Source organism: Rhizobium sp. BT-226, from assembly GCF_025847085.2.
GTDB classification, from domain to species: Bacteria; Pseudomonadota; Alphaproteobacteria; order Rhizobiales; family Rhizobiaceae; genus Rhizobium; species Rhizobium sophorae.
On sequence record NZ_JAOYTI010000002.1, the window covers coordinates 1,250,703 to 1,275,276 of the forward strand.

Consider the following 24,574-nt stretch of genomic DNA (forward strand, 5'->3'; position numbering starts at 1 on the left):
GGGAATTCATCCTGGCAACCGACCCGAAAATCTCGGGTCGGTCGAATATCGGGTTACTCGTGATTCCTGGCGGCCCGTACGGCAACGGCGTCAAACCGATTGCCCGAGAGGTCGATGCTGTTGAATAGATCGCGAACGACTTTCGCAATTTCTTCTGCGGAAGTGCCCTTGGCATATTCTTCCTGCATACGGCGTCTGACAAGTTTTTCCAAATCTGACATAACTCACCTCATCAAATCCGGCGCGAGATGAGTTTCGCGCCGCAACCGATCACAGGCAAGTTACGTTTTGTTTAGAATGGCTTACCGATTTGTAACGTTGGAGCATGTCGCGCAAAAGTGTGCAGCGGTTTTGCGATAACGAAATGCGCAAAACTAAAGCGCGATGTAACGGTCGGCGCGGTGGTTAATGGCGACGAAGAGGTTGAGGACGACGGCGCCGAGCACCGAATAGAAGACGACAGGCGGCGTGGTGACGAAGAAGGCGGCGGCGAGCACGCACATGTCGATGGCGAGCTGGACGAGGCCGGCGCGGATGCCGAAACGCTCCTGCAGGTAGATGCCGAGAATGCCGACGCCGCCGAGGCTGGCGCGGTGACGATAGAGCGCCAGCAGGCCGAAGCCGAGCAGCAGGCCGCCGAGAAGTGCCGCCCAGGCCGGATGAATGCTTGAAATGGACAAGAAGCGCGACTGCACATCGGCAAGCACCGACGTCAGGCCGATGGCGATGAAGGTCTTGATGGTGAAGGCCATGCCGAGGCGCTTCCAGGAGAGATAGAAGAACGGCAGGTTGAGCAGGAAGAAGGCCAGACCGAAATTGGCGCCGAAGGCATAATGCAGGAGGAAGGCCACGCCGGCCGTGCTGCCGGTCAGAAGGCCAGCGCTGGCGAGCACATAGAGGCCGAGCGCCGCAACGAGGCTGCCCGAGAATATGCCCTGCACATCTTCGATCGGCGTGTGGCGCGTCGCAGTCGTATTCCAAAAACCAAGGGCATTGATGAGCTGTGTCATGTCGCCAGTCTCCACGGCAGACGAGTTCAAGAACGCGCTTGGGAAGGCCCGGGCGCGGCGGAATTTTGGATCATGAAAGGAGCCCGAGCGCCTCGGCGTAATATTGCCGGGCTCTCAGCCGATGTGGTGCAGTATCGGGTTTTTCGGTCCTGCGATCAAGCGAAATAGGTAAGCCATACTGACCTATTAAAAAATCGCAAGAAATGTTCGCTCACGCTGGCTTCTGCGCAAGGAACAGAATGCCGGAAACCGGTTTGCCGCCATCTTTGCGAATGACCGACTTGACGGTCTTCAGGATCTCCAGCCCGTAACGGGCAAGAAGCGTCCTGACATAGCTTTCCGAATGGGCGTAACGCAGCGACGGGGCGAGATGAAAGCGCTCGCCGTCCCCCGCATCCTCGACGGAAAAGGCTATATCGGCGCCTGCTGCAGCGAGTTCTCCGATGATGGCAAAGACGCTTTCGAGATTGCCGAGATACATCAGCACATCGGCCGCCGTCACCAGGTCGGCGCGATGGCGTGCCGCATCTGCAAAGAGGCCGGAAAGATCGGGCGCGAGCGAGAGATCGGCCTGGGCGAGACTGTCATAGACCTGTTTCTCGGCGGCCTTTGCCAGCATGTTCTGGGAGAGATCGAAGCCTTCGAGGCGGCCGACACGTCCGCGGATTTCAGGGCCGAGCAGGCCGGTGCCGCAGCCGAGATCGACGGCGAGTTCATAGCGCCTGCCGGTTGAGGCGATAAGCGCTGCAAGCTTCTGCGGGACGCTGTAGTCGAGCTTTTCGACAAGGGCTGATTCGAAACGGTCGGCATAGTCGTCGAAGAGGCGCTCGATATAGCGGCTCGGCGGTTGGTCGGGCATGGCCGCGCCGCCGAGAAGGGCGATCTTGAGGGTTGCACCGAAAATATCATCGGGATCGAGGGCAAGCGTCCTGCGATAGGCCTCGATCGCAACGTCGCCCCTGCCCGACTTTTCGCGATAGGTGGCGAGGCGATACCAGCCGGCGGCCCAGGCAGGCACGAGCTCGAGGGCCTGTTCCATCAGCTCGGCGGCCGCTTCCGGCTCACCGCCTTCTTCAAGCATCCTGGCATAATCGGCGCGGCGGTCGGCGATGACATCGCCGGAGGAAAGCTGATGGGGTTGCATCAATGGGCCTTATTGGTTCGCCGCATTTGGCGGCGGCCACAAAAAAACTCAAGTCCTATTTCAGAGGCGAAGCGGCCAATTCCGGAAAGGGCTTGCGGGCGCCGCGCCGCGACCTTATTCCAAGGGCAAACAGGAGATGGCTTATGTCCGATCAGGCGAACAGGTTCCTCGGCGATTCAATCGGCCGCACATTGATAAAGCTTATCGTGGTGTCGCTGATCGTCGGTTTCGTCATGACCGTCTTCGGCCTGACGCCGTGGGCCATCATCTACGGCATACGCGATTTCATCCTGGAGATCTGGTACCGGGGCTTCTCGGCCCTGGGGCGCGTCGGCGACTATCTCCTCCTCGGCGCGACGATCGTCATCCCGCTCTTCATCATCCTTCGTCTTTTCAGCTACCGCCGGTAACATGACATCCATCGATCTTTCCAGGCGCGGCCTGCTGCGCCTTTCCGGACTTGCGCTCGCCGCCGGCATTGCCGGCTGCACCACGACACCGCGGATGGCCGGCACGCCGTCGGAGGGCGAGGACGAGACGGCGAGCGTACTGCCGCTCGTCAACCAGCTCAGGGCCAAGAACGGCCTTCCGCCGCTTGCCGTCGATCCGGCGGCGAGTACTGCCGCCTTGTTCCAGGCGAAACGCATGGCGAGTGCCGGCAAGATGACGCATCTCATGGGCATGACCGACAGTTTCGGCGCGCGGGTCAAGGCGAGCGGCGTGCGGCTGCCGGCAGCGGAAAACATCGCGTCGGGCCAGCAGAGCGTCGAGGCCGTGGTGACAGCCTGGATTAACTCGCCGCATCACCTGGAAAACATGCTTGGACGGTACGGCGGCCTTGGCGTCGCCGTCGCCCATAATACATCTTCCAGGAACCTGCCCTATTGGGCCATGGTGCTTTCCAGCTGAGGTGATTCCGCCTGCAGCAGTTCAAATGCAGCGTCTTTTGCGCGTCTGAAACGACGCAAGGCGCTGCCGCGACGAGGCCGGCATGGATACACGCAGCAATCACAACGCGCTTGCATTCGACGTGACGCACCTGATGGTGCTGTCGATCGCCATTCCGATGACGCTCGGCTTCATGACGACGCCGCTCCTCGGGCTGACGAACACCGCCGTCGTCGGCCGCATGGGCAATGCGGAAGCGCTGGCCGGGCTGGCGATCGGCGCGATGCTGTTCGATCTGATCCTCGGCAGCTTCAACTTCCTGCGTGCCTCGACGACCGGGCTGACGGCGCAGGCCTATGGCCGTCACAACCTGCACGAGCAGCAGGCGGTCTTTTCCCGGGCGATGATTTCGGCGCTCGGCTGCGGACTGGCGCTGCTCTGTCTTTCGCCGCTGCTGATGGCGGCGGGGTTGAGGCTGATGGGGGCGGAAGGGGCGATCGCCGAGGCGACCAGCACCTATTTTTCCATCCGCATGCTGGCAGCACCCGCGGCACTGGCCAATTATGCCATCCTCGGCTTCGTGCTCGGGCGCGGACAGGGCAATGTCGGACTGCTGCTGCAGGCGATCATCAACGGCATCAACATCCTGCTTTCCATCTATCTCGGCCTGACGCTCGATTGGGGCGTGGCGGGGGTCGCCTGGGGAACGATGGCCGGCGAAAGCGTCGGCGCGCTCGCCGGGCTTTTCATCGTGCTCAGCGGCTTCGGCAAGGCAGCGCGGCCGGCATGGTCCGAGGTCTTTTCCCGGCACCGGCTGGCCGAGCTTTTCGCGCTCAACCGCGACATCCTGATCCGCACCTTCGTGCTGATCGGCGCCTTCACCATCATGACGCGGATCGGCACCAGCTTCGGCGCAGTGACGCTTGCCGCCAATGCCGTGGTGATGAATTTCTTCCTGCTGTCAGGCTATTATCTCGACGGGCTTGCCAATGCCGCCGAACAGATCATCGGCCGGGCAATCGGCGCGCGCTACCGGCCGGCCTTCGACCGCGGGCTGAAGCTCACGACCTTGTGGTCCTTCGGGCTGGCGGCGCTCGGCTCGGCCTTCTTCTTCCTCGCCGGCCCCTGGCTGATCTCGGTGCTGACGACCTCGCCGGAGGTGCGGCAGGCGGCCGAAACCTATCTGCCCTGGGCGGCGGTGACGGGCCTGACAGGCGCGCTCGCCTTCCTGATGGACGGTGTCTTCATCGGCGCCACATGGTCGGTCGACATGCGCAACCGGATGCTGATATCTTTTGCCGGCTATCTCTTGATGCTCGCGGTCTTCGTGCCGCTCTTCGGCAATCACGGCCTCTGGCTGGCGATGAACGCCTTCCTGCTCTTTCGCGGTTTCTTCCTGGCGATGCTGGTCAAGCAACGGGCCGATCAGACCTTTCGCGCTGCCCAGTAATCGACCCTGGAATCGCGCATTTCGCGGATCGAGCCGGCCTTTTCGCGGTCCAGAAGTTTCGACAGGCCGCGGACGATATCGCCGGCCAGGCCGGGGCCCTCATAGACCATGCAAGAATAGAGTTGGACGAGATCGGCACCCGCCCTGATCTTCTCCAGCGCGGTCTCGGCCGAGGAAACGCCGCCGACGCCGATGATCGGCAGATCAGGACCGACCCGCTTGCGCATCCTGGCGAGTACCGCGGTCGACTTTTCGAACAGCGGCACGCCGGAGAGGCCACCCGCCTCCTTCGCCTGGCGCTGATCCTTAAGTCCGTCGCGCGAAAGCGTGGTATTGGAGACGATCAGGCCATCAAGCGCATGCGAGAGCACTTCCGCGGCGATATCGTCCATGCCTTCCTCGGTCAAATCGGGGGCGATCTTCAGAAAGACCGGGATCTTCCGGCCGGAGGCCGCCGCCATCTCGTCGCGCGCCGCAAGCACGGCTGATAACAGCACCGCAAGGCTTTCGCGCCCCTGCAGGTCGCGCAGGCCGGGCGTGTTTGGCGAGGAGATGTTGGCGGTGAAATAGCGCGCGACGGAATAAAAGCGGCGGATGCCGGCGACATAATCGGCGATGCGATCCTCGCTGTCCTTGTTGGCGCCGATATTGACGCCGATCATGCCACCGCCCCTCAGCGCGGCGAGGCGCCCGAAGGCAGCATCATGGCCTTCATTGTTGAAGCCGAGACGGTTGATGACGGCTTCATCCTCCACCAGGCGGAAGATGCGCGGGCGCGGATTGCCGGATTGCGGCTTCGGCGTCACCGTGCCGATCTCGGTAAAGCCGAAACCGAGCTTCAGCAGCGCCTCCGGCACCTCGGCATTCTTGTCGTAGCCGGCAGCCATGCCGAGCGGATTTTCGAAGGTAAGGCCGGCAACGGTCTGGCGCAGGCGCGGATCGGGCGTGATCTGACAGGCCGGCACGAGGCCGGATTTCAAAGCGGCGATCGACATGCCGTGCGCCGTTTCCGGATCGAACAGGAAGAGACCCTTGCGGGCGAGACGCTTGAAGGGATCGATCATGGCGCGAGCTCCGGGAAGACATGGGCGCCGGCTTCGTCGAGCGGCAGCGGCGCCTCCCAGAGTACGGCGGCAAGCGGCAGATCGGCGTAGAGGTGCGGGAAGAGATCGCCGCCGCGCGAGGGTTCGAAGATCAGCCTGTCACCGAAGCCGCTGCCATCGACGGCAATCAGCAGCAGGCCGGACTGGCCGGCAAAATGCAGGGCGGCGGTCTGCTTCACCTGGTCCGCTGTCGAGAAATGGATGAAGCCGTCCTTGAGATCGATGCCGGCGCCATGAAAAGTGCCGGTTTGTCTGGCTTGCTGCCAGAGCGTTTCCGTCACGATCTTGTAAAGGGTCGGTGTCACGGTCATCATGGCCTCGCGATTGCTGGTCCTCGGTCACGAGGGCTTTGCCGGAAAGAGGCGGCGATGTCCACGCCCCGGCGCCGAAAAACGGGACAGCAATTGGCAAAATCCGGAGGATGAGACGATGAAGGTTTTGGTTCTCACACTTGGCGTTACTCTCCTGCCGCTTGCGGCCGCGGCCGTCGAACCTGATGCGGGCCGCTTCCAGCTAGAAAAGAGCGGCGACCATTTCGTCCGGCTCGACCGGCAGACCGGGGCAATGTCGATCTGCCAGGACAAGGACGACGCCCTCGTCTGCCGGATGGCGGCCGATGAACGGGCGGCCTATGAGGACGAACTCGACCGGCTGGCAAAGCGGGTGACGGCGCTCGAACAGGGCGGTGTCATCCAGCGCGCATTGCCGAGCGACGCCGAGGTCGACCGTTCGATCAGCATCATGGAGCGGATGATGAAGAGTTTCATGGGGATGGTGAAGGAGTTCCAGGCCGAGGAAAACACCAATCCCCTTCCGCAGAAGACCTGATCTGATATAGTCACTATGAGCAAGCCGGTATGCAACGCGGAGGGGCGGAGGCACATGCCGGCATGATCGGGCTCTTGGGAGGGAGTTTTCGATGCAGGAACAGACCATCATTATTGCGGACGATCATCCGCTTTTCCGTGACGCGCTGCGCCAGGCGGTGATCGGCATGGAAGGCCGGCAGTCGATCGTCGAGGCCGGCGATTTCGCCGCCGCGCGCCGGGCCGCCGGCGCCCATGCGGATGCCGACCTGATGCTGCTCGATCTCGCCATGCCCGGGGTCAGCGGCTTTTCCGGCCTGATGGCGCTGCGCTCCGAATTCGCCAGCCTGCCGATCGTCATCGTCTCGGCGACCGACGATGCGACGACGATCCGCCGGGCGCTGGAACTCGGTGCCTCCGGCTTCATATCGAAATCCTCAGGCATCGAGGACATCCGCCGCAGCATCCAAACGGTGCTTGCCGGCGACATCGCCACGCCGGAAAGCTATCGCGACGGGCAGGAGCAGGATCCCGATGTCGCCGACCTGATCCACCGCCTGCATACGCTGACGCCGCAGCAGAGCCGGGTGCTGACCATGCTCGGCGAAGGGCTGCTGAACAAGCAGATCGCCTACGAACTCGGCGTCTCCGAGGCGACGATCAAGGCGCATGTCTCGGCGATCCTGTTGAAACTCGATGTCGACAGCCGGACGCAGGCCGTCATCCAGCTCGGCAAGATCAACATGGCGATGGTCGCCTGAGCATGGCACGCCTGATGTGACAGGATTTTATTCCTCCTTTATCTTTACTCGGGCGGACCGGTCGGTTAACATTCCGCCCGGTTGAAGCGCGCCGTTGAAACAGCCGCGCAGGGATCGGGCGCACATGCTGTCACACGACCAGATTTGGGAAGCGATCGACAGGCTTGCCGGACGGCACGAGCTGACGCCATCCGGTCTTGCGCGCCGCGCCGGCCTTGACCCGACCTCCTTCAACAAGTCGAAACGGCTTTCCGCCGACGGGCGACTGCGCTGGCCCTCGACGGAATCGATCGCCAAGGTGCTCGATGCGACAGGGGCGAGCATGGAGGAGTTTCTGGCCTTCATGCGGCCGGACGCCGGCCCCTCCGAGCAGCAGGTCAAGCAACAGGAAAGCGCATTTCCCCAGCAAGGCGGCTCCATTCCGCTGCTCGGCTTCGCCCAGGCGGGCGCCGGCGGCTTTTTCGACGATGGCGGCTTTCCGGCCGGCCAGGGCTGGGACGTTGTGGAATTTCCGGCAGCCCCGTCGCAAAAGGCCGGCGTCTATGCGCTGGAGGTGCAGGGCGAGAGCATGATGCCGCTCTACCGCGACGGCGACGTTCTGATCGTAGAGCCGGGGGCACAGGTGCGCCGCAACGACCGCGTCGTCGTGCGCACAAATGAGGGTGAGGTGATGGCTAAGGTGCTGCTGCGCCAGAGCCCGCGGTCGATCGAGCTGATGTCGCTCAATCCCGAACATCCCAACCGCACCCTCGAGCTTTCCGACGTCGACTGGATCGCCCGGATCATCTGGGCCAGCCAATAGGAAGATATTCCATGCGTCCTGCCGCCTTCATCACAGGTATCACGGGGATGGCGGTGGTGGCCGGCCTGCTGCTGGCAGGGCAAGCAAGGCTTGGCGGCGGCACGGCCGGGGAAGACATGGCGTCCGCAGAGGAGACGGTGACGGCAGCTGCGGATGCTGCTCCCAAAGCCGGCGAACGTGCGACAATCTCGGACGACCGTGCCGAAATGATCGCTCGCTCAGTGGAGCCAACGGCTCCGCCGTCCCCAGACCCAGGCGACAGCGGGGCACCCAAACCGGCCGATGTACCGCAACAAGCGGAAACGCCGGCCGGGGAAACGGCAAGTCCAGCCGCGAAAAAGGCGGTGGAACTGGCGCGGCCGATGGTCGAAAATGCCGGCATTCTTTCCTTTGGCGAACGCCGGCTTCTGCTTGCCGGCATCGTGCCAACACCGACCGACAGGATATGCGGGCCGGCGGGTCGGCAATGGCCCTGCGGCATGATGGCGAAGACGGCGCTGCGCCTGCTGTTGCGCAACCGCAGCGTCAGCTGCGATCTCGAGACGGTGGAATGGAAGGAAACAGTAACGACTGCCTGCCGGCTCGGCACAGAGGATCTCGGCTTATGGCTCGCCGAAAACGGCTGGGCGGAACCGGCGGCCGGTTCGCCGCTTGCGGCCGCCGCCGAAAAGGCCAGGCAGGCAGGAAAAGGCCTCTACGGCGACGATCCACGCCGCCATTAAACCGGCAGCCATAACAGCGGTCGGACAGCCCGGGATCGGGCCGATCCCTTGTAATGGCTGTCGCCAATTCCTAATCTGGGCTGACCGAAAAAGGAATCAGAGATGAACAAGCCGCTTTCCGCCCATGATGCGCTGATCTACGTGATGGTGATGGCATCCGCCGTCGACAGCACGATGAACGACAGGGAAATGACAAGGATCGGCCAATTGATCGGATTCCTGCCGGTTTTCCGGGATTTCGACGACGACAAGCTGATTGCGGTGGCGCGCGACTGCGCCTCGCTGCTGGCCGGGCCGGAAGGCCTCGACGTCGTGCTCGAAACCGTGCGCGATACCCTGCCCGCAAAGCTCTACGACACGGCCTATGCACTGGCCGTCGAGGTGGCATCCGCCGATCTCTCGGTCAAGGCGGAGGAGTTGCGGCTGCTCAGCCTGCTGCGCGACCGGCTCGGCCTCGACAAGCTGACCTGCGCGGCGATCGAGCGCAGCGCGATTGCCCGCTTCCGCAAGGGCTGAACGCACAATTTGGACTGCAGCTTCAATAGAGCCCGTAGGGGAAATAACGCAGATAGATTTCCTGGAGGCGGCCGTTGCGCGACAGCGTGGCGAGCGCGTGGTCGATGGCTGACGTCAGCACGCTGTCCTTCTGCCGCAGCATGATCGTCATGCCCTCGCCGAGGAAATGCTCGGAGAGATAGGGGCCGTCGAACAGCGCGCAGCATTTGGCCGAGGCCGGCGAAGAGACCCAGAAGGAAAGCTGCAGCGCATCGGCGAAGGCGGCATCGACCTTGCGGTCCTTGAGCGCCGCAAGCAGGGCGTCCTTCGTATCGAACGGCTCGGCCTTGAGCGTGGGGAAAAAGGCGGCCAGCATCGCCTCATGCACCGTCCCCCTGACGACGCCGACCGGATGGCTGGAAAGCGCGGCAGCGGTCTTTCCGTCGAGCGGCACGGCGAGATTGCGCACGAAGCGCGCCGGCAGCATCAGATAAGGTCTGGAGAAGACGAATTGCCGGCGCAGCTCCGGGGTCACGGCAAGACCGGCGATGATGGCATCCCCTTGAGAGGCGGCGAGCGCATCCCTGAGGTCAGCAAAGGGGAGCGCCTGGATCTGGCACTTGTCTGAAATCTCCAACTCGCTGCAGATTTCGCGGGCGAGGTCGACATTGAAACCGGAAAGCTTGCCGTTCTGATCGGTAAAATTGAAGGGCGGGAAATCGACCGACGTCAGGAAGCGCAGGCGCACCAGAGAGGAGAGATCGGGCCTCGCAAGACGTTCGCGCGCGTCGAAGAGCAGCGGCAGCGAAGGTGCAGCCTGCTGGGCCGACGCGGCAAAACTTGAAAGCAGCGCGCCGAAAAACAGGCCGAGCGTGAAAAAACCCTTCAGAGTCAGGGATGCCAGCTTGGATTGCATCATCGTGATTGTGGTCTCAGGGTTAAGCGCGAAGCGTACGGCGTCGGCAAGATGTATCAGAGTCATGCGTGGTGGGGAATATGCGTGGGAGCGAGGGAAGCGGATGACGGTCACGAACTCATCGGCCTCGTAGCAGCGCGGCGCCCTCCAAGGTCCCTCATCCTGAGGTGCGCAGGCCAAGGGCCGGAGCCTCGAAGGACACGCCGCAACGCCGCTCCTTGCATAGATCCGACGCCGGAATGCCCGCCTCGCCCTTCGAGGCCCCTGCGGGGCACCTCAGGATGAGGCTCTCTTGAATGCCGGTGCTCTGCGGCTTGGTCTTTGGGGGGCCATGGGACCCAATCTCTCAGTCCCTAAAAATCACAGCCAGCCACCGCCTCGTGTTAGCGCGGAATTAAAGAATATCGCCTCTTATTTGTTGCGACGACATCGGACCCCGCCAGCCGATCGCATGATGCAAGCGTCAGCCCAAACGTAATCCCTAAACCGCGATATTGAAGCAGCGTTTTCTGCAACAATTGATTTCAAAGCACCGGGCGCGCGAGCACGCCCCGTCGATCGGGTGACATTTCCATGCTGAAACATCTGAAAATCCGCACAAAAATCATATCGGTGGTGGCGCTCCTGGGGCTGATCACGATGGCCGGGCTGATCTATGTCATTTCCGAGTTCCGCCGTGCGGACGCCGCCTACAGCGCCTTCATCGATCATGAGGCGCAGGCCTCGATGCTGAGCGCGCGTGCCAGCGCATCGGCGGTGGCCTCGGTGCTGCAGGTAAGCTTGCTTGCCGACATGAAGCCCGATACGCCGGAATTCCAGACGGCGCTCGCCACACCGAGCAAGCTGCCGCAGGCGCGTGACCGCATGAAGCAGGCGCTGGCGCTGGTGCCGAGCCGCAAGCCGGCGATCGATGAAATCCAGGCGGGCATCGATGAGATCGAAACCCTGGCGAACAAGATCATCGAACAGAGCAAAGCCAAGGACGGCGCCGGCGCCCAGGCGAATGTTGCCCTGATCAATGCCAAGCTCGATACACTGACGCCGAAGATGATCGCCAACAATGATGCGATGATGGCGATGCTCAACGATGGCGGCGATGCGCTCTCGGCTTCCGTCAGCGAACGGATCGTCTTCTGTCTCGTTCTGATCGGCATCGCCGTTCTTGCTGCCGTCGGCTTCAGCGTGGTCGTGGCCCAGATAGGCATCGCCGGCCCGATGATGCAGCTGCGCCAGCGCATGACGCGGCTTGCCGAGGGCGATACGACAAGCGATGTCAGCGGCCTCGACCGCGGCGACGAAGTCGGCCAGATGGCAAAGGCCGTTTCGGTCTTCCGCGACAATGCGATCGAGCGCGCCCGGATCGAAGCGCGCGCCGAAGCAGACCGCGACATTGGCGACAGCGAGCGCCGCGACCGCGAAGCGCAGAAGGCCCGCGAAGCATCCGAGCTCGACCGCGCCGTCACCGCACTCGGCGACGGCCTGCGCCGCCTTGCCGCCGGCGATCTCGCCTCGCATATCGCCGAGCCCTTCGTCGCGCATCTCGATGCGCTGCGTGAGGATTTCAACAACTCGGTCGAGAAGCTCAACGAAACCATGCATACGGTCGGCGCCAATGCCCGGGCGATCGGCGCCGGCGCCAACGAGATTCGTTCCTCCGCAGACCAGCTTTCGCAGCGGACGGAACAGCAATCGGCTTCCGTCGAAGAGACGGCAGCCGCGCTCGAAGAGATCACCACGACGGTGCGTGACGCAGCCAAGCGGGCCGAGGAAGCAAGTCAGCTCGTCGCCCGCACCCGCCTCGGGGCCGAGAAATCCGGCGAGGTTGTCCGCAAGGCCGTCTCCGCCATGCAGCAGATCGAGAAGTCGTCAGGTGAAATCTCCAACATCATCGGCGTCATCGACGACATCGCCTTCCAGACCAATCTTTTGGCTCTGAACGCAGGTGTCGAAGCGGCCCGCGCCGGCGAAGCCGGCAAGGGCTTTGCCGTCGTCGCCCAGGAAGTGCGAGAGCTCGCCCAGCGCTCGGCGAAGGCCGCCAAGGAGATCAAGGCGCTGATCAGCACCTCCGGCTCGCATGTGCAGACCGGCGTCTCGCTGGTCGGCGAAACCGGAAAGGCGCTCGACGCGATTGTCCAGGAGGTGCAGGAGATCAACCAGCACGTCCACGCGATCGCCGAAGCCTCCCGCGAACAGTCGATCGGCCTGCAGGAGATCAACACCGCCGTCAACACCATGGATCAGGGCACGCAGCAGAATGCGGCGATGGTCGAAGAATCCACCGCCGCCAGCCACAACCTCGCCACCGAAGCGGCAGCGCTCAACAACCTGCTCGGCCAATTCAGGCTGACCGGCACCGGCGGCTTCACCGCCAGCGCGCCAATCGCCACAGCACCACGCGCTGCCGCCCGCCCGGCAGCCAGGGCAGCTCCGGTCCGCGTCGCCCGCGAAGGCACCGCCCGCCCGGCCGCCTCGCCGGCCCGCGCGCTCGGCCAGAAAATCGCCAACGCCTTCGGCGCCGGCAGCAGCACGTCGTCAAGCCAGGATCCCGACTGGACGGAATTCTGAGCCGATCGAAACAGGCATTGGAAAGGGCGGCTCCGGCCGCCCTTTCTATTTGGGGACCTAACCCGGCCACCAGCCGATCTCGACGAGGATGTTTCCGGGCGCCGTGCAATAGAATAGCCAGCCGCCGCGCAAGGTGTTTCGGCAACGGATGGGTCACACGCCTGGAGGAGCCGGATCTTCGCCCTAATATCAATAAGTGGATGTCGCGTCCGGTCGCTCGATCACGACGTCCCCAGGGATGCTTCTCAAAGGATTGAAGAGCGGCATGAGCATTCGTGTCGTGAGCCCTATTCGGCGAGGCGTAGAGTGATACTATTCATGGCATTGGGAGGGATGGACATGAAACCTGCAGTCATCGGCCTCGTCGGCACGCTCGTTCTCGCGGGATGCAACACCGTCAGCTACGACGGACCGGGCCTCGAACCCATCCCCGGCAGCATCACCTATAGTGGCCAGCCGCGCACCAAACTCACCAAATCGCCGCCCGGCTCCAGCTTCCCACATGATTTCATCGACCAGTACGGCCGGCAGGTGGAGGAAACCTACATCATCCAGCCAGACCGAAGCCTGATCATCGCGCACCGCCAATACAAGCCGATCCGGTTCTTCGGGGATTAGATTTTGGAGATGGACGTGTGAAGAAAAGCGGTATTTTGTGACATCGAGTATAGCCTGCCCGAGCCGGACTAACCCGTCAGGGCCAGCCAATCACCGATCGTTTTTCCGTAACGCCGCGTCGAGCGGATGGCCGGAGCCGGCCGCTGTTGGGTTGCCATCGTCCTTCGGATTTCACGCGGGCTCAGCCCGAATTCGTGGATGAAGGCGCGCGTAAAATTGGCGGCGACCTCGAAACCGGCGGCTTCTGCGATTTCTGAAATCGGCCTGTGGTCGGCCGAATTGCTGAGATCCGCATAGGCCTGCAGCAATCGCCGCTTGCGAATATAATTGAGCACGCCTCCGCTCGCCTCAAACAGTTGGTAAAGCCGCGTACGCGAAATCCCCAACGCGCGGCACATCATGTCCGGTGTCAAGTTTTCCGAATGGAGATTGACGTGAATGTAGCGGTGCGCCCGCTCCATCAGTCCCATGTTGGTCTGGTTTTGGCCGGTGTCAGTCCTTGTGGACGATGCGGCGCCCGCAACGACCATATCGCCGATGGTTTGGATGATCCGGGGCACTTCCTCTATCGTCAGATTGCCGAGGTTCGTTTCGAGACCCGTGAGATAGCCCATGAGCAACTCGGCGTGGCTGCCCGAAAGAACCGTGTTGCCGGCGCTCTGGAGAAGGCTCGCGTCGCGGGCCAGCAGCTCATACGGCAGGAACACGAGCAAAGCTTCGGTATCGGTCGTCCGTCCGCGATAGGGGCTGCCGAGAGACATGAAAAGTATCTCACCGGCACCGGTCTCGGTGACACGACGGTTGACCTCGGTCCAGGCTTGGCCGCTGCGCTGCAGGCCGACGTTCCAATGGTCGATGGGGCTCGATCGAAGCATGGCCTGATCGCGGATATATCTGTGGGCATGCGCGCGCTGCTGGACGATGAGGATATCGCCGAGATGCCAGCCGATCTGCTCCGCGAGGAACCCGTCTTCCGGTGATTTTCCCTCCGGCAGATGAACATCCACGAGCGGCGCCATATGTGCCCGCCAGGCCTGGAATTGTTCTGCCGGTGGCAGGTCCTGCGTCGAGAATCGCAGCGGCACGAGTGCAGGGGGGGCGTGGGGTGGGCGTTCCTTGCGCAGGGCCGGTTCACGCGGCCAGCGCCGCCGCTCCATATGCGCCGGCCGTTCCTGTTCCGCGGCAGGATCATCGTCGGATTCAGACCCTGTAGCCATCCAATTCCTCCAGCGCATAACCCGACCCGAGCCATGGAAATTGAGAAAAGCAATTGTTTTTGCGGCTGAAATCTCCGCAGAACTCCGTCTGAAAAAGCGGAAGTGCCCGAAGAGTCTCCTCCATAAGTTGTTTATCATATTCCTTTTCGCTCTGAAATGTACGGAGCGATAATTTCCAGGACGTGAGGATAACGACAACTGCCTCCTTTAGCTGTATCTAAATAAACATCGGTACTTTCCCAAAGAAAACCGGACGAATAAAATATTCACATGGTCGAACGGCCTGGTTTCGCGTGTGGCGAAGTAAAGATCGAAGATCACATAGCAAAATCTGAAAATACGGGAGGTAGTCTTGAATTATCTTGGCAAGATTCGTGCGCGCTCTGTTCAAATTTCGGCTCGTGATGCAAATTATCCATCCGTAACACCTCTTTCTCCCAAGAGAGTTCTTGTCACCGGCGGTGCAGGTTTCCTCGGATCACATCTGTGCGAGACGCTTTTGGCCGCCGGACACCAGGTGATCTGCCTCGACAATTTTTCCACCGGCATGCGGCGCAATATCGCCCATCTGAAGCGAGTCGATCGCTTCAATGTCGTCGCCCACGATATCGTCCACCCGCTCGATCTGGAAGTCGACGAGATCTATAACCTCGCCTGCCCGGCATCGCCCCCGCATTATCAGGCCGATCCGATCCATACGACAAAGACCTGCGTGCTGGGCTCCCTCAACCTTCTGGAGTTGGCCGCACGCACCGGCGCACGTATCCTTCAGGCATCGACCTCCGAAGTCTACGGCGACCCGAACGTCCACCCGCAGGTCGAAAGCTACTGGGGCAACGTCAATTCGTTCGGGCCACGCTCCTGCTATGACGAGGGCAAGCGGTGCGCCGAGACGCTGTTCTTCGACTTCCACAACACGCACGGCGTCGAGATCAAGATCATCCGCATCTTCAACACCTACGGCCCGCGGATGCGTCCGGACGACGGCCGCGTCGTCTCGAATTTCATCGTTCAGGCCCTGACGGGGCAAGACATCACGATATATGGCGACGGTTCCCAGACCCGCTCGTTCTGTTTCGTCGATGATCTCATCAGCGGCATGGTCCGCATGATGGCCTCACCGTCGTCGCTGACGGGGCCCGTCAATCTCGGCAATCCGGGCGAATTCACGATCCGGGAGCTGGCCGAGCAGGTGATCGGATTGACCGGCTCCCGGTCGCAAATCATCCATCGCGCTCTGCCGGTTGACGATCCCCGTCAGCGTCGCCCCGATATTTCGCTTGCCATGCAGGAACTCGACTGGCGGCCGAAGATCGACTTGTCGAGCGGTCTGCGTCAGACGATCGACTATTTCGATGGCCTTCTCACCCGTCCGGCACGCGAACTGGAGGCGGTCTGATGGCTGCGCCCCGGGTCCTTGTCACGGGCGGTGCCGGCTATATCGGCAGCCACACCGCCAAGCTCCTCCGCTCGGAGGGGATTGAGCCTGTCGTCTACGACAATCTCACGACGGGAAACCGTTCGTCCGTGCGCTGGGGCCCTTTCGTCGAAGGTGACGTCCTCGACACGTCATGCCTAATCGAGGTCATCGAGAAATATGCTCCCGATGCCGTCATCCACTTTGCCGCCTCGGCCTACGTGGGCGAGTCCGTGCAGAACCCAGCGAAATATTACAACAACAATGTCTGCGGTGCATTGTCGCTTATCGATGCCTGCCGGCAGACGGGGCTTCAGAACGTCATCTTCTCATCGAGTTGCGCCGTCTACGGCGTCCCCTCCGTGCTGCCGATCGATGAGACGTTGCCGAAGGCTCCGATCAATCCCTACGGCAAGACCAAGCTGATCTTCGAGCATATGCTCGCCGATTATGCGGCGGCCTACGGCCTGCGGTATGTTGCCCTGCGTTACTTCAATGCCTGTGGAGCCGATCCGGACGGCGAGCTTGGCGAATGGCACGTTCCGGAAACCCATCTCATTCCGCGGGCGCTGCTGGCCGCGGCCGGCCGGATACCGCACCTGGAAATATTCGGCGATGATTATGACACCCCTGACGGGACCTGCATAAGGGACTATATTCACGTCGCAGATCTCGCGCGCGCCCATGTTCAGGCCTTCACCCATCTCGCCAAAGGCGGAGCAAACCTCGCTGTCAACCTCGGCACCGGGCGGGGTTTTTCCATCAGGGAAGTCCTGCGCGTGATCCAGGAAACGACCGGGTGCGAAGTCCCGGTCGTCATCCATCCACGCCGGCCGGGCGATCCGCCCAGCCTCTACGCCGACGCCAGCCTGGCCCGCGAGACGCTCTGCTTCCAGCCTCGATATTCCGATCTCGAAACCATCGTGCGGACGGCGGCTCCGTTCTTCGGACTGGAGGCGCGCGCGTGACCGAACTTGCGATTACCCAAGCGACGCATGCTCCGGGACCCTCCCACGAGCCGCTTCTTGTCCCGGTTCTGACCGGGCATCGGCGGACCGAATATCTGTTCTCGGCGGCCGTATGGGCCTGCGCCTTCGCCTATTTCTGGATCTGGTGGCTGGAGCCGCGCCATCACGTCGATGCTTTCGGCACAATTACGGTGAGCCTCGTTCTTGCCTGGGTTACCGCTCTGCCGGCCTATTTCATCGTCGTCTTCTATCGGGCGGCAAGACCGAACGGTCCCTTGCGCCTGCCGGCGGGCAGTCGAGTGGCCATGGTCGTGACCAAGGCGCCGGCCGAACCCTTCTCGGTCGTCCGTGAAACCCTGCTGGCAATGCTTGCCCAGGAGGTGGAACACGACACCTGGCTTGCCGACGAAGACCCTTCCCCCGAGACTCTCGACTGGTGCTCTGGCCACGGGGTCCTCGTCTCGACCCGCAAGGGGCGATCCGATTACCATCAGACGTCGTGGCCCCGACGCACGCGGTGCAAGGAAGGCAACCTCGCCTTCTTCTACGACCACTACGGCTACAGCCGCTACGATTTCGTGGCGCAACTCGATGCGGATCATGTTCCCGCGCCCGACTATCTCTTCCACATGCTGCGTCCGTTCGCCGATCCAAAGGTCGGCTATGTCTCGGCCCCCAGCATTTGCGACAAGAACGCTTCCGAAAGCTGGTCGGCACGTGGAAGGCTCTATGCCGAGGCCAGCATGCATGGCTCGCTCCAAGCCGGTTACAATGGCGGCCTGGCGCCGATGTGCATAGGGTCGCATTACGCGGTACGTACCGTCGCCCTCAAACAGATCGGCGGCCTCGGTCCGGAGTTGGCTGAAGACCATTCGACGACATTGATGATGAATGCCGGCGGCTGGCGGGGTGTGCATGCGCTGGATGCCATCGCCCATGGTGACGGCCCCAGAACCTTCAGCGATCTCGTGACGCAGGAATTCCAGTGGTCGCGCAGCCTGGTCATGGTGCTGTTGCGGTACTCGCCGAGCCTCGTCGGCCGGCTGCCGCCCCGGCTCAAGTTCCAGTTCCTCTTTTCGCAACTCTGGTATCCGCTTTTTGCGTTCTTTATGTTGCTCATGTTTGCGCTGCCGATCATCGCGCTCGTGCGCGGCCAGAATTTCGTGACGGTGACCTATCCCGATTTCCTGGCGCATTTCGCACCGCTTTCTATCGCTCTCGTGGTGATGGCTTATCGCTGGCGCGCCAGCAGCTCGTTCCGCCCCTACGACGCCAAGATCCTGAGCTGGGAATGCATGCTCTTTCTTTTCGCGCGCTGGCCCTGGGCGCTCGCCGGCACGCTGGCTGCGGTGCACGATTTTGTGACAGGCTCTTTCGTCGATTTCCGTGTCACGCCGAAAGGCCGGTCCGAAGTCGATCTGCTGCCGGTGCGTGTCCTGGCGCCCTACGCTTTGCTGGCGCTCATGGCGGTATTGCCCGCCCTGGCAATCGGCGATGCCGGCGCCTCCAAGGGGGGATACTTCTTTACCATCCTGAACGCGGCAATCTACTGCGCGCTGCTGTTGGTCATCGTCGGGCGCCATTCGAAGGAAAATACGGTTGCGGCGGCACCGCGTTTCTACCGTCCGGCGATGGCGACCGTGCTTCTTGCGCTCGTCGCGTTGCCGGGGACTGCAACCATCATGCGCGGAAAGGATGCGACCGAGGCACTCGCCTGGGGCAGCGGCCGCCTTCAGCTGTTCGAAGAGCGCTACGCCGCCTCCGGTGCAGGCCGGGGCGGGACCGCCCTGCGCACGATCTCCTTCAAACCACGATGGATTTCCGATCCGGAGGAAATCCAACTGAGAACGGATGCCGCTCACCCGGATGTGCGGCCGAGCGTGGAGGAAATACACAATGCATAGCCCATCCAAAATAGCCCTGTTGTCGTTAACCGGCCTGTTGCTGTCGGGAGTCGCGGTCCTGCCGACCGCTCTGGGCAGCGTTGCCGAAGGGCAGCCGCTTGCAATGACGACATCGTCCATTGCGCCGCCGAGCAAAATGCCGGTCGTCACGAAGGAGTCGATCACGTTCGGCGCCTATGATCCGCACGGAGATTTAGGCGCCTCGCCCGATTCGAAGATCGAACACCTCTTCCTGCCCTGGGAAGATGTCGATCTGGGCACGCTCGCCCTCGCCGATGATTATGCGCAAGCGCGTGGCCGCACCCTGCTGATCTCGGTCGAGCCCTGGACCTGGTCGACCGGTTGGCGCCAAACCTCGCAGGAACTGCTGCACAGCATCCTGGACGGTTCGCGCGATGCGAACATGGCCGCCGTCTGCTCGACTGCTGCCAAGCTGAAAAGTCCGGTCATCATTCGCTGGGGACAGGAAATGGACGAAACCGACAGCCAGTTCTCCTGGTCGCATTGGCAGGGCGCCGATTATGCCAAGGCCTATCGCCGGATGGTGGAGGTCTGCAAGGTCCACCTGAAGACGGCCAAATACATGTGGTCACCGAAGGGCAATGAGGGGCTTCAAGCCTTTTATCCCGGCAATGATGTCGTCGATCTTATCGGGCTCTCGGTCTTTGGCCTGGAGCAATACGACAGGGACAAGACTGGCCGTGACCAGACGTTTGCCGAGCACCTTGCGCCCGGATACGCCCGTGTCGCCGGTTACGGAAAGCCCATCATGGTTGCCGAACTCGGATACGAAGGCGGCGATTCCTTCGTGCGAAACTGGGCTGAGAGCGTAACGAAACGCTATCCCCAGTTCCCGGCGCTCAGCGCCGTTGTCTACTTCAACGACCGTGAAGTCTATCCGTGGCCGGACGGCTATGGCCGCCCCGACTGGCGGGTCGTCCGCCAAGGCATCAATTGAACGAGAAGGAACCTGAACATGTCCATGCTTCAAAAAATGCTCCTGGCCGTGGCCCTGACCAGCGGTATCGCCACGGCCGCGTCCGCTGCCGGAACCAATGAGCCTGCGGGGATCGAGACCGCAAAGCCGATGAGCAGCGCGGAAATCTATCGGCTCTACAACCAGAATTCCTGGATGTGGAAAGCCGGCGCCGGCCACTTCTCCGCAAAGGCGCGTCGCTTTACCGCCTGGTCACGGGAAAATGGCTCGCCGTCCTTCGGCATGGGCCGCTGGTTCATCACGGAGTCGGGTAAACTCTGCTTCAACGCCGACTGGCACGCCAAGACCGGAACGGCGACGGCAATCACCTGCTTCAGCCACCGCAAGAAGGGCGGCCTGATCTATCAGAAACGCGAACCGGACGGTCAATGGTACGTTTTCAAGAGCGCACCGGCACAAGCCACCGACGAATTCGCAAAGCTTCGCCACGGCGACTACGTGAGGTCTCAATTGGGGAGAATTGAGACGAGCGTCAGTAAGACCAAATAAAGGCGAAGCTAGGGGTTGCGCGCGGCCGAGGCGCCATCTGTATCCTTGTAGGAGCCGATGCCTGCGCGCAACCCTTTTCATAAAAGATCACGAAGCGCCTTCAAAAGGCGGCGAACGGACGGCCGGGGCAGTTGGAGCGGGTGAAGGGAATCGAACCCTCGTATTCAGCTTGGGAAGCTGCTGCTCTACCATTGAGCTACACCCGCGACCGATGCGAGATTTCCAACAGATGGGGGCCGCTGTCAAGTCGCGGCCGCAGGGAAGGCTAGATGCGGAAGTGCTTCGAGAGCTTCAGGCCCTGGGCCTGGTAGTTGGAGCCGAGGCCGGAGCCGTAGAGGCTTGCCGGCTTTTCCTGCATATGTTCGTAAACGAGGCGGCCGACGATCTGGCCGTCTTCGAGGATGAAGGGCACTTCGTGGCTGCGCACTTCGAGCACGGCCCGGCTGCCGCGCCCGCCGGCAGGGGCATGGCCGAAGCCTGGATCGAAGAAGCCGGCATAATGGACGCGGAATTCGCCGACCAGCGGATCGAAGGGCGTCATTTCGGCGGCATAATCCGGCGGCACGTGCACCGCCTCGCGCGAGACGAGGATATAGAACTCATCGGGATCGAGGATCAGCTCGTTGCGGCCGCGGCTATAAAGCGGTTCCCAGAAATCATAGATATCGTGCTGGGCCTTCTTGTCGACATCGACGACGGCGGTGTGATGTTTGCCGCGATAGCCGATCAGGCCTTCCTTGTCTCCGGCGAGGTCGATCGACAGCGCGATGCCGCCGCCGGAAACGTTGGGCAGCTTGCTGGCGACCAGCGTCTCGCTCTCATGCAGCTTCAGAAGTTCCGGCTCGCCGAGCAGGGCCTGGCCGACGCGGAAACGTATCTGCGACAGGCGAGAGCCGCGGCGCACGACGATCGGGAAGGTGCGCGGGCTGATTTCGAGATAGAGCGGGCCGGAATAGCCGGCCGGGATCTTGTCGAATTCCTGGGCGTAATCGGTGATAACGCGGGTGAAGATGTCGAGGCGCCCGGTCGAGCTCTTCGGATTGGCCGAGGCCGACATGTCGGCCGGCAGCGCTAAGCTCTCCATCAGCGGCACGATGTAAACGCAGCCGGTTTCGAGCACCGCCCCCTCGGAGAGGTCGATCACATGCAGGCTCAGCCGGTCGAGCTTGTCGGAAACCAGATGCGAGGGGCCGGGCATGAAGCTGGCGCGTACGCGAAACGCCTTGGCGCCCAAGCGCAGGTCGAGGCTTGCCGGCTGGATCTGGTCGCGGTCCAGCTCCCGTTCGGAGATCAGACGCCCCGTTTCGAACAGCGCGGAGATCGCGCGATCCGCCAGAATTCCCGTTTCGCGAGCCATCATGCCTCATCCATCATTTGCCGCCGACAAAACCAAACTCGGGGAATTGACGCAAGCAGCTAACAGCAGTATTGCAGAATTATCCCGTGGTGATTTGGCCGGTCGGCTTGCAGCCACGTTAAACAAGTGGCTAAAAAGACCGGGTTGAAACCGGTCTGCTTTTGCGACCGGTTTTTTTGTTATGTGAAGGTGATGGCATGAGCAAGACCTGGCGCCCGGCAACCCAACTCGTCCACGGCGGCACGCTGCGTTCGCAATATGGCGAGACGTCCGAGGCAATCTATCTCACCCAAGGCTTCGTCTACGAGACGTCGGAGGCGGCCGAAGCCCGCTTCAAGGGCGAGACGGAGGGCTTCATCTACGCCCGCTACGGCAGCCCCACCAACGACATGTTCGAAAAGCGCATGTGCATGCTCGAAGGCGCCGAAGACGCCCGCGCCACCGCTTCCGGCATGGCCGCCGTCACCGCGGCGATCCTCTGCCAGCTGAAATCAGGCGATCATATCGTCGCCGCGCGTGCCCTGTTCGGCTCCTGCCGCTGGGTGGTCGAGACGCTGGCGCCGAAATACGGCATCGACTGCACGCTGATCGACGGCCGGGATCTGGCGAATTGGGAAAAGGCGATCACAGCGAAGACGAAGGTGTTCTTCCTGGAAAGCCCGACCAATCCGACGCTCGAAGTGATCGATATTGCAGGCGTCGCCAAGCTCGCCAACCAGATCGGCGCCAAGGTCGTTGTCGACAACGTCTTTGCGACACCGCTCTTCCAGAAGCCCTTGGAGCTCGGCGCCCATATCGTCGTCTATTCCGCCACCAAGCATATTGATGGACAGGGCCGCTGCCTCGGCGGCGTCGTGCTTTCCGATAAGGAATGGATCGACGAGAACCTGCACGATTATTTCCGCCATACCGGCCCGGCCATGTCGCCGTTCAACGCCTGGACTTTGCTGAAGGGCATCGAGACGCTGCCGCTGCGCGTGCGCCAGCAGACCGAGAATGCCGCAAAGATCGCCGATTTCCTGGCCGAGCAAGGCAAGGTCGCCAAGGTGATTTATCCCGGCCGCAAGGATCATCCGCAGGCCGATATCATCGCCAAGCAGATGACCGGCGGCTCGACGCTGGTCGCCTTCGAGCTGAAGGGCGGCAAGGATGCCGCCTTTGCGCTGCAGAACGCGCTCGATATCATCAAGATCTCCAACAATCTCGGCGACAGCAAGAGCCTGATCACCCACCCGGCAACGACGACGCACAAGAACCTGACGGAAGAGGCCCGCGCCGAACTCGGCATCTCGCCTGGTACGGTCCGCCTTTCGGCCGGCATCGAAGATACCGACGACCTGATCGAGGATTTCGCGCGGGCGCTTGCCAAGGTTTCGGCCTGATCTAGGGGTAAAGGCGGCCGGACCTCTAAAGCGCGTCGCATTCGCTCCTCGCGCTTTAGTTTTTGTTTTACGCATGTCGTTATCGCAAAACCGCTGCACATTTTTGCGCGACATGCTTGGAGTTCGGCCGTGCCGGATCTCACCAAGGTGAGACCGGGGGGGAACAAGTTCGTCTGCCGCGGCGTTCCGAAACGGAATTAACACTGACAATTAGGCTTAACGATCGAAACCCCTTCGGATCACAGCCATTTCAGCGATGATAATTGTTCCGTTTCTTGACGGACAGGGCCTCTTATAAGATACGGGTAACATATCTTGACTAAGGTGCAAGGCATGTATCGCGCCCTCACAAGAGAGATCGAAGTAGTCGTCGAGCCGTTCTATCTGGAGGAGCAATCCGATCCGGAAGACGATCGCTATGTCTGGGGTTACCGGATTGTCATCAGCAACAATTCCAACATAGCCGTTCGGCTGGTCAATCGTTACTGGAACATCACCGACCAGAACGGCCAGGTGGACGAGGTGACCGGCCCCGGCGTCGTCGGCGAGCAGCCGCGGCTCAGCCCCGGCGACACCTACGAATATTCCTCCGGCTGCCCGCTCGACACGCCCTCAGGGCTGATGTTCGGCCATTACCAGATGGAAACGGACGATGGAGAGATGTTCGATGTCGACATCCCCGCCTTCTCGCTGGATTCGCCTGGACTGCTGCGCGTGCTCAATTGAGAGCGTAGGTTCGCGGTCGTTTCGTCAGTGCAAACACGGCGCTCGGACGCGGCCGGCTGCAGCCTTCCAGTCAGTACCAACATGGACGCCGTGCCCGCGGTCGTAAATCCTCGGGCTTGCCCAGTCATCAATCTGCTAAAGGTCAAAAGGATCCGAGGCCTGGGTGCCTGGCTTTGCTTCGAACGGATCTTTTGATTGTGGCGGCGCCGGCTGTTTCATGACCGCATCGTTTACCGCCTTTTGGCAGGCGAGCAACTCATCCGCTGCCCTCTCGGAATCTTTCAGACCGAGGGCAGCAATTTCTTTTCCGTTAAAGCGGGCGCGGAAACTCAGTTTACCAGAGAACTCCTCAATCAAGTCGGTATCGTCGGTATCGATCCACAATGATTTGAGGCCGTCGAGATCCAGACCTCTCGCGTCAGCCGTCCATTGAGTCTGGTCTAACGACAGTTCGATGGGATAATGCTTACCTTTCTCCAAGGATTTCCAGTTCGGATTTCCGAGCAGAATGTACAGAGGTTTGTCCTTTTTTCGGAAATTGAAGCCAAGACGAAAAATGGTGTCGTCATCAAAGGACGTCAGAACAAAACAGCCATTGTCTAAAGTCGGGTCGACAGCCACGGTCCAGCCCCCGACCTCTTTCCATTGGATTGCCTTATCATCAGCCAAGCCAATTCGTGGCATCGCAGCCATGAATGCGAGTACGAAATAAAAAAAGCGCATGAAGTCCCCATCCCTGAACCAGTTGGAGAATAGGTGCACAGCGACTACCGAAAGTCGAGTCACTGTGCTGGATCATCGCTAATCTTTTGTATTCGTTCAACGTGTCCTTAACCG

Annotated in this window: 26 protein-coding genes, 1 tRNA gene, 1 pseudogene and 1 riboswitch; of the genes and pseudogenes, 17 read left to right on the top strand and 11 right to left on the bottom strand. The window is 61.6% G+C overall.

Annotation, left to right across the window (positions count from 1 at the left end; translation table 11 throughout):
- Positions 1-53: 53 nt before the first annotated feature.
- The 3 genes from OIU37_RS16375 to OIU37_RS16385 all read right to left on the bottom strand — a co-directional run bounded on the left by OIU37_RS16375 (position 54) and on the right by OIU37_RS16385 (position 2,154).
- A complete protein-coding gene (locus OIU37_RS16375; RefSeq protein ID WP_182210899.1) occupies positions 54-221 on the bottom strand; it encodes a hypothetical protein in 168 nt (55 codons plus the stop codon).
- A gap of 153 nt (positions 222-374) precedes the next feature.
- Positions 375-1,010, bottom strand: coding sequence for a YitT family protein (locus OIU37_RS16380; protein WP_065282120.1), 636 nt, complete (start codon positions 1,008-1,010; stop codon positions 375-377).
- 211 nt (positions 1,011-1,221) lie between these two features.
- A complete protein-coding gene (locus OIU37_RS16385) occupies positions 1,222-2,154 on the bottom strand; it encodes a class I SAM-dependent methyltransferase (RefSeq protein WP_264258069.1) in 933 nt (310 codons plus the stop codon).
- A gap of 143 nt (positions 2,155-2,297) precedes the next feature.
- On the opposite strand from OIU37_RS16385, the gene OIU37_RS16390 reads away from it, so the two are divergent.
- From OIU37_RS16390 to OIU37_RS16400, 3 genes are all read left to right on the top strand, one after another.
- Positions 2,298-2,564 (top strand): DUF6460 domain-containing protein, encoded by a 267-nt coding sequence (locus tag OIU37_RS16390; RefSeq protein WP_180693873.1) that lies wholly within the window; start codon positions 2,298-2,300, stop codon positions 2,562-2,564.
- A gap of 1 nt (position 2,565) precedes the next feature.
- Positions 2,566-3,063 carry a CAP domain-containing protein gene (locus OIU37_RS16395; RefSeq protein WP_180693874.1) on the top strand — a complete coding sequence of 166 codons (498 nt, stop codon included), beginning with the start codon at positions 2,566-2,568 and terminating at the stop codon, positions 3,061-3,063.
- Positions 3,064-3,145: 82 nt separating this feature from the next.
- Positions 3,146-4,492, top strand: coding sequence for an MATE family efflux transporter (locus OIU37_RS16400; protein WP_171601695.1), 1,347 nt, complete (start codon positions 3,146-3,148; stop codon positions 4,490-4,492).
- Here the strand turns inward: OIU37_RS16400 and OIU37_RS16405 are convergent.
- A complete protein-coding gene (locus OIU37_RS16405) occupies positions 4,468-5,556 on the bottom strand; it encodes a quinone-dependent dihydroorotate dehydrogenase (protein WP_171601696.1) in 1,089 nt (362 codons plus the stop codon). The genes OIU37_RS16400 and OIU37_RS16405 overlap by 25 nt on opposite strands.
- Positions 5,553-5,906 (bottom strand): DUF952 domain-containing protein, encoded by a 354-nt coding sequence (locus OIU37_RS16410; protein ID WP_168312386.1) that lies wholly within the window; start codon positions 5,904-5,906, stop codon positions 5,553-5,555. The genes OIU37_RS16405 and OIU37_RS16410 overlap by 4 nt, the downstream gene beginning before the upstream one ends.
- A gap of 118 nt (positions 5,907-6,024) precedes the next feature.
- On the opposite strand from OIU37_RS16410, the gene OIU37_RS16415 reads away from it, so the two are divergent.
- From OIU37_RS16415 to OIU37_RS16435, 5 genes are all read left to right on the top strand, one after another.
- On the top strand, positions 6,025-6,423 hold the full coding sequence (locus OIU37_RS16415; RefSeq protein ID WP_171601697.1) for a hypothetical protein: 399 nt from the start codon (positions 6,025-6,027) through the stop codon (positions 6,421-6,423).
- Positions 6,424-6,514: 91 nt separating this feature from the next.
- Positions 6,515-7,162, top strand: coding sequence for a response regulator transcription factor (locus OIU37_RS16420; protein ID WP_003545225.1), 648 nt, complete (start codon positions 6,515-6,517; stop codon positions 7,160-7,162).
- A gap of 124 nt (positions 7,163-7,286) precedes the next feature.
- Positions 7,287-7,964, top strand: coding sequence for a helix-turn-helix transcriptional regulator (locus tag OIU37_RS16425; RefSeq protein WP_264258070.1), 678 nt, complete (start codon positions 7,287-7,289; stop codon positions 7,962-7,964).
- 11 nt (positions 7,965-7,975) lie between these two features.
- On the top strand, positions 7,976-8,686 hold the full coding sequence (locus tag OIU37_RS16430) for a thermonuclease family protein (RefSeq protein WP_171601700.1): 711 nt from the start codon (positions 7,976-7,978) through the stop codon (positions 8,684-8,686).
- Between the two features lie 102 nt (positions 8,687-8,788).
- On the top strand, positions 8,789-9,202 hold the full coding sequence (locus tag OIU37_RS16435; RefSeq protein WP_003545221.1) for a tellurite resistance TerB family protein: 414 nt from the start codon (positions 8,789-8,791) through the stop codon (positions 9,200-9,202).
- A gap of 22 nt (positions 9,203-9,224) precedes the next feature.
- On the opposite strand, the gene OIU37_RS16440 is transcribed toward OIU37_RS16435, so the two are convergent.
- On the bottom strand, positions 9,225-10,100 hold the full coding sequence (locus tag OIU37_RS16440) for a transporter substrate-binding domain-containing protein (protein WP_222034750.1): 876 nt from the start codon (positions 10,098-10,100) through the stop codon (positions 9,225-9,227).
- A gap of 570 nt (positions 10,101-10,670) precedes the next feature.
- On the opposite strand from OIU37_RS16440, the gene OIU37_RS16445 reads away from it, so the two are divergent.
- The gene (locus OIU37_RS16445) at positions 10,671-12,662 is read left to right on the top strand and encodes a methyl-accepting chemotaxis protein (protein WP_264258071.1); all 1,992 of its coding nucleotides are present in this window, start codon (positions 10,671-10,673) and stop codon (positions 12,660-12,662) included.
- Positions 12,663-12,719: 57 nt separating this feature from the next.
- Here the strand turns inward: OIU37_RS16445 and OIU37_RS16450 are convergent.
- Positions 12,720-12,794: pseudogene (locus OIU37_RS16450) on the bottom strand (VOC family protein); the annotation flags it as partial.
- Positions 12,795-13,001: 207 nt separating this feature from the next.
- Between OIU37_RS16450 and OIU37_RS16455 the strand changes: the two are divergent.
- Positions 13,002-13,280, top strand: coding sequence for a hypothetical protein (locus tag OIU37_RS16455; RefSeq protein WP_171601702.1), 279 nt, complete (start codon positions 13,002-13,004; stop codon positions 13,278-13,280).
- Positions 13,281-13,348: 68 nt separating this feature from the next.
- Here OIU37_RS16455 and OIU37_RS16460 read toward each other — a convergent pair whose 3' ends face one another.
- Positions 13,349-14,497, bottom strand: coding sequence for a helix-turn-helix domain-containing protein (locus OIU37_RS16460; RefSeq protein ID WP_264258495.1), 1,149 nt, complete (start codon positions 14,495-14,497; stop codon positions 13,349-13,351).
- 352 nt (positions 14,498-14,849) lie between these two features.
- Between OIU37_RS16460 and OIU37_RS16465 the strand changes: the two genes are divergently transcribed.
- Genes OIU37_RS16465 through OIU37_RS16485 form a run of 5 tightly spaced genes read left to right on the top strand, consistent with a single transcriptional unit; the run spans position 14,850 to position 20,272 of the window.
- On the top strand, positions 14,850-15,896 hold the full coding sequence (locus OIU37_RS16465) for a UDP-glucuronic acid decarboxylase family protein (RefSeq protein ID WP_264258072.1): 1,047 nt from the start codon (positions 14,850-14,852) through the stop codon (positions 15,894-15,896).
- Complete coding sequence (galE, locus tag OIU37_RS16470) at positions 15,896-16,882, top strand: UDP-glucose 4-epimerase GalE (RefSeq protein WP_264258073.1); 987 nt, start codon at positions 15,896-15,898, stop codon at positions 16,880-16,882. The genes OIU37_RS16465 and galE overlap by 1 nt, the downstream gene beginning before the upstream one ends.
- On the top strand, positions 16,879-18,786 hold the full coding sequence (locus OIU37_RS16475; RefSeq protein ID WP_264258074.1) for a glycosyltransferase family 2 protein: 1,908 nt from the start codon (positions 16,879-16,881) through the stop codon (positions 18,784-18,786). Before galE ends, OIU37_RS16475 begins: the two co-directional genes overlap by 4 nt.
- Positions 18,787-18,805: 19 nt before the next feature.
- Positions 18,806-19,744, top strand: coding sequence for a glycoside hydrolase family 26 protein (locus OIU37_RS16480; protein ID WP_264258496.1), 939 nt, complete (start codon positions 18,806-18,808; stop codon positions 19,742-19,744).
- Positions 19,745-19,762: 18 nt separating this feature from the next.
- Positions 19,763-20,272, top strand: coding sequence for a DUF995 domain-containing protein (locus OIU37_RS16485; RefSeq protein ID WP_264258075.1), 510 nt, complete (start codon positions 19,763-19,765; stop codon positions 20,270-20,272).
- A 132-nt stretch (positions 20,273-20,404) separates the two neighbouring features.
- Here the strand turns inward: OIU37_RS16485 and OIU37_RS16490 are convergent.
- Positions 20,405-20,478 (bottom strand) — tRNA-Gly (locus OIU37_RS16490).
- 59 nt (positions 20,479-20,537) lie between these two features.
- Positions 20,538-21,632 (bottom strand): 2'-deoxycytidine 5'-triphosphate deaminase, encoded by a 1,095-nt coding sequence (locus tag OIU37_RS16495; protein ID WP_264258076.1) that lies wholly within the window; start codon positions 21,630-21,632, stop codon positions 20,538-20,540.
- Between the two features lie 73 nt (positions 21,633-21,705).
- Positions 21,706-21,784: riboswitch (SAM riboswitch) on the top strand.
- Between the two features lie 42 nt (positions 21,785-21,826).
- Between OIU37_RS16495 and OIU37_RS16500 the strand changes: the two genes are divergently transcribed.
- Both OIU37_RS16500 and apaG read left to right on the top strand, forming a co-directional pair.
- Positions 21,827-23,011, top strand: coding sequence for an O-succinylhomoserine sulfhydrylase (locus tag OIU37_RS16500; protein ID WP_171601707.1), 1,185 nt, complete (start codon positions 21,827-21,829; stop codon positions 23,009-23,011).
- A 333-nt stretch (positions 23,012-23,344) separates the two neighbouring features.
- Positions 23,345-23,737 (top strand): Co2+/Mg2+ efflux protein ApaG, encoded by a 393-nt coding sequence (gene apaG / locus OIU37_RS16505; RefSeq protein ID WP_025393038.1) that lies wholly within the window; start codon positions 23,345-23,347, stop codon positions 23,735-23,737.
- 135 nt (positions 23,738-23,872) lie between these two features.
- Here the strand turns inward: apaG and OIU37_RS16510 are convergent, their stop codons facing one another.
- Positions 23,873-24,460 carry a hypothetical protein gene (locus OIU37_RS16510; protein WP_168314530.1) on the bottom strand — a complete coding sequence of 196 codons (588 nt, stop codon included), beginning with the start codon at positions 24,458-24,460 and terminating at the stop codon, positions 23,873-23,875.
- Positions 24,461-24,574: the final 114 nt, after the last annotated feature.

What these genes read in the sequence shown, in the direction of transcription:
- OIU37_RS16415 (WP_171601697.1), top strand. Translation starts at nt 6,025, where the DNA reads ATGAAGGTTTTGGTTCTCACACTTGGCGTTACTCTCCTGCCGCTTGCG.
- OIU37_RS16435 (WP_003545221.1), top strand. Translation starts at nt 8,789, where the DNA reads ATGAACAAGCCGCTTTCCGCCCATGATGCGCTGATCTACGTGATGGTG.
- OIU37_RS16405 (WP_171601696.1), bottom strand. Translation starts at nt 5,556, where the DNA reads ATGATCGATCCCTTCAAGCGTCTCGCCCGCAAGGGTCTCTTCCTGTTC.
- OIU37_RS16390 (WP_180693873.1), top strand. Translation starts at nt 2,298, where the DNA reads ATGTCCGATCAGGCGAACAGGTTCCTCGGCGATTCAATCGGCCGCACA.
- OIU37_RS16440 (WP_222034750.1), bottom strand. Translation starts at nt 10,100, where the DNA reads ATGATGCAATCCAAGCTGGCATCCCTGACTCTGAAGGGTTTTTTCACG.
- OIU37_RS16400 (WP_171601695.1), top strand. Translation starts at nt 3,146, where the DNA reads ATGGATACACGCAGCAATCACAACGCGCTTGCATTCGACGTGACGCAC.
- OIU37_RS16380 (WP_065282120.1), bottom strand. Translation starts at nt 1,010, where the DNA reads ATGACACAGCTCATCAATGCCCTTGGTTTTTGGAATACGACTGCGACG.
- OIU37_RS16500 (WP_171601707.1), top strand. Translation starts at nt 21,827, where the DNA reads ATGAGCAAGACCTGGCGCCCGGCAACCCAACTCGTCCACGGCGGCACG.
- OIU37_RS16445 (WP_264258071.1), top strand. Translation starts at nt 10,671, where the DNA reads ATGCTGAAACATCTGAAAATCCGCACAAAAATCATATCGGTGGTGGCG.
- OIU37_RS16460 (WP_264258495.1), bottom strand. Translation starts at nt 14,497, where the DNA reads ATGGCTACAGGGTCTGAATCCGACGATGATCCTGCCGCGGAACAGGAA.
- OIU37_RS16385 (WP_264258069.1), bottom strand. Translation starts at nt 2,154, where the DNA reads ATGCAACCCCATCAGCTTTCCTCCGGCGATGTCATCGCCGACCGCCGC.
- OIU37_RS16425 (WP_264258070.1), top strand. Translation starts at nt 7,287, where the DNA reads ATGCTGTCACACGACCAGATTTGGGAAGCGATCGACAGGCTTGCCGGA.
- galE (WP_264258073.1), top strand. Translation starts at nt 15,896, where the DNA reads ATGGCTGCGCCCCGGGTCCTTGTCACGGGCGGTGCCGGCTATATCGGC.
- OIU37_RS16420 (WP_003545225.1), top strand. Translation starts at nt 6,515, where the DNA reads ATGCAGGAACAGACCATCATTATTGCGGACGATCATCCGCTTTTCCGT.
- OIU37_RS16455 (WP_171601702.1), top strand. Translation starts at nt 13,002, where the DNA reads ATGAAACCTGCAGTCATCGGCCTCGTCGGCACGCTCGTTCTCGCGGGA.
- OIU37_RS16375 (WP_182210899.1), bottom strand. Translation starts at nt 221, where the DNA reads ATGTCAGATTTGGAAAAACTTGTCAGACGCCGTATGCAGGAAGAATAT.
- OIU37_RS16485 (WP_264258075.1), top strand. Translation starts at nt 19,763, where the DNA reads ATGTCCATGCTTCAAAAAATGCTCCTGGCCGTGGCCCTGACCAGCGGT.
- OIU37_RS16495 (WP_264258076.1), bottom strand. Translation starts at nt 21,632, where the DNA reads ATGATGGCTCGCGAAACGGGAATTCTGGCGGATCGCGCGATCTCCGCG.
- OIU37_RS16395 (WP_180693874.1), top strand. Translation starts at nt 2,566, where the DNA reads ATGACATCCATCGATCTTTCCAGGCGCGGCCTGCTGCGCCTTTCCGGA.
- OIU37_RS16510 (WP_168314530.1), bottom strand. Translation starts at nt 24,460, where the DNA reads ATGCGCTTTTTTTATTTCGTACTCGCATTCATGGCTGCGATGCCACGA.
- OIU37_RS16430 (WP_171601700.1), top strand. Translation starts at nt 7,976, where the DNA reads ATGCGTCCTGCCGCCTTCATCACAGGTATCACGGGGATGGCGGTGGTG.
- OIU37_RS16410 (WP_168312386.1), bottom strand. Translation starts at nt 5,906, where the DNA reads ATGACCGTGACACCGACCCTTTACAAGATCGTGACGGAAACGCTCTGG.
- apaG (WP_025393038.1), top strand. Translation starts at nt 23,345, where the DNA reads ATGTATCGCGCCCTCACAAGAGAGATCGAAGTAGTCGTCGAGCCGTTC.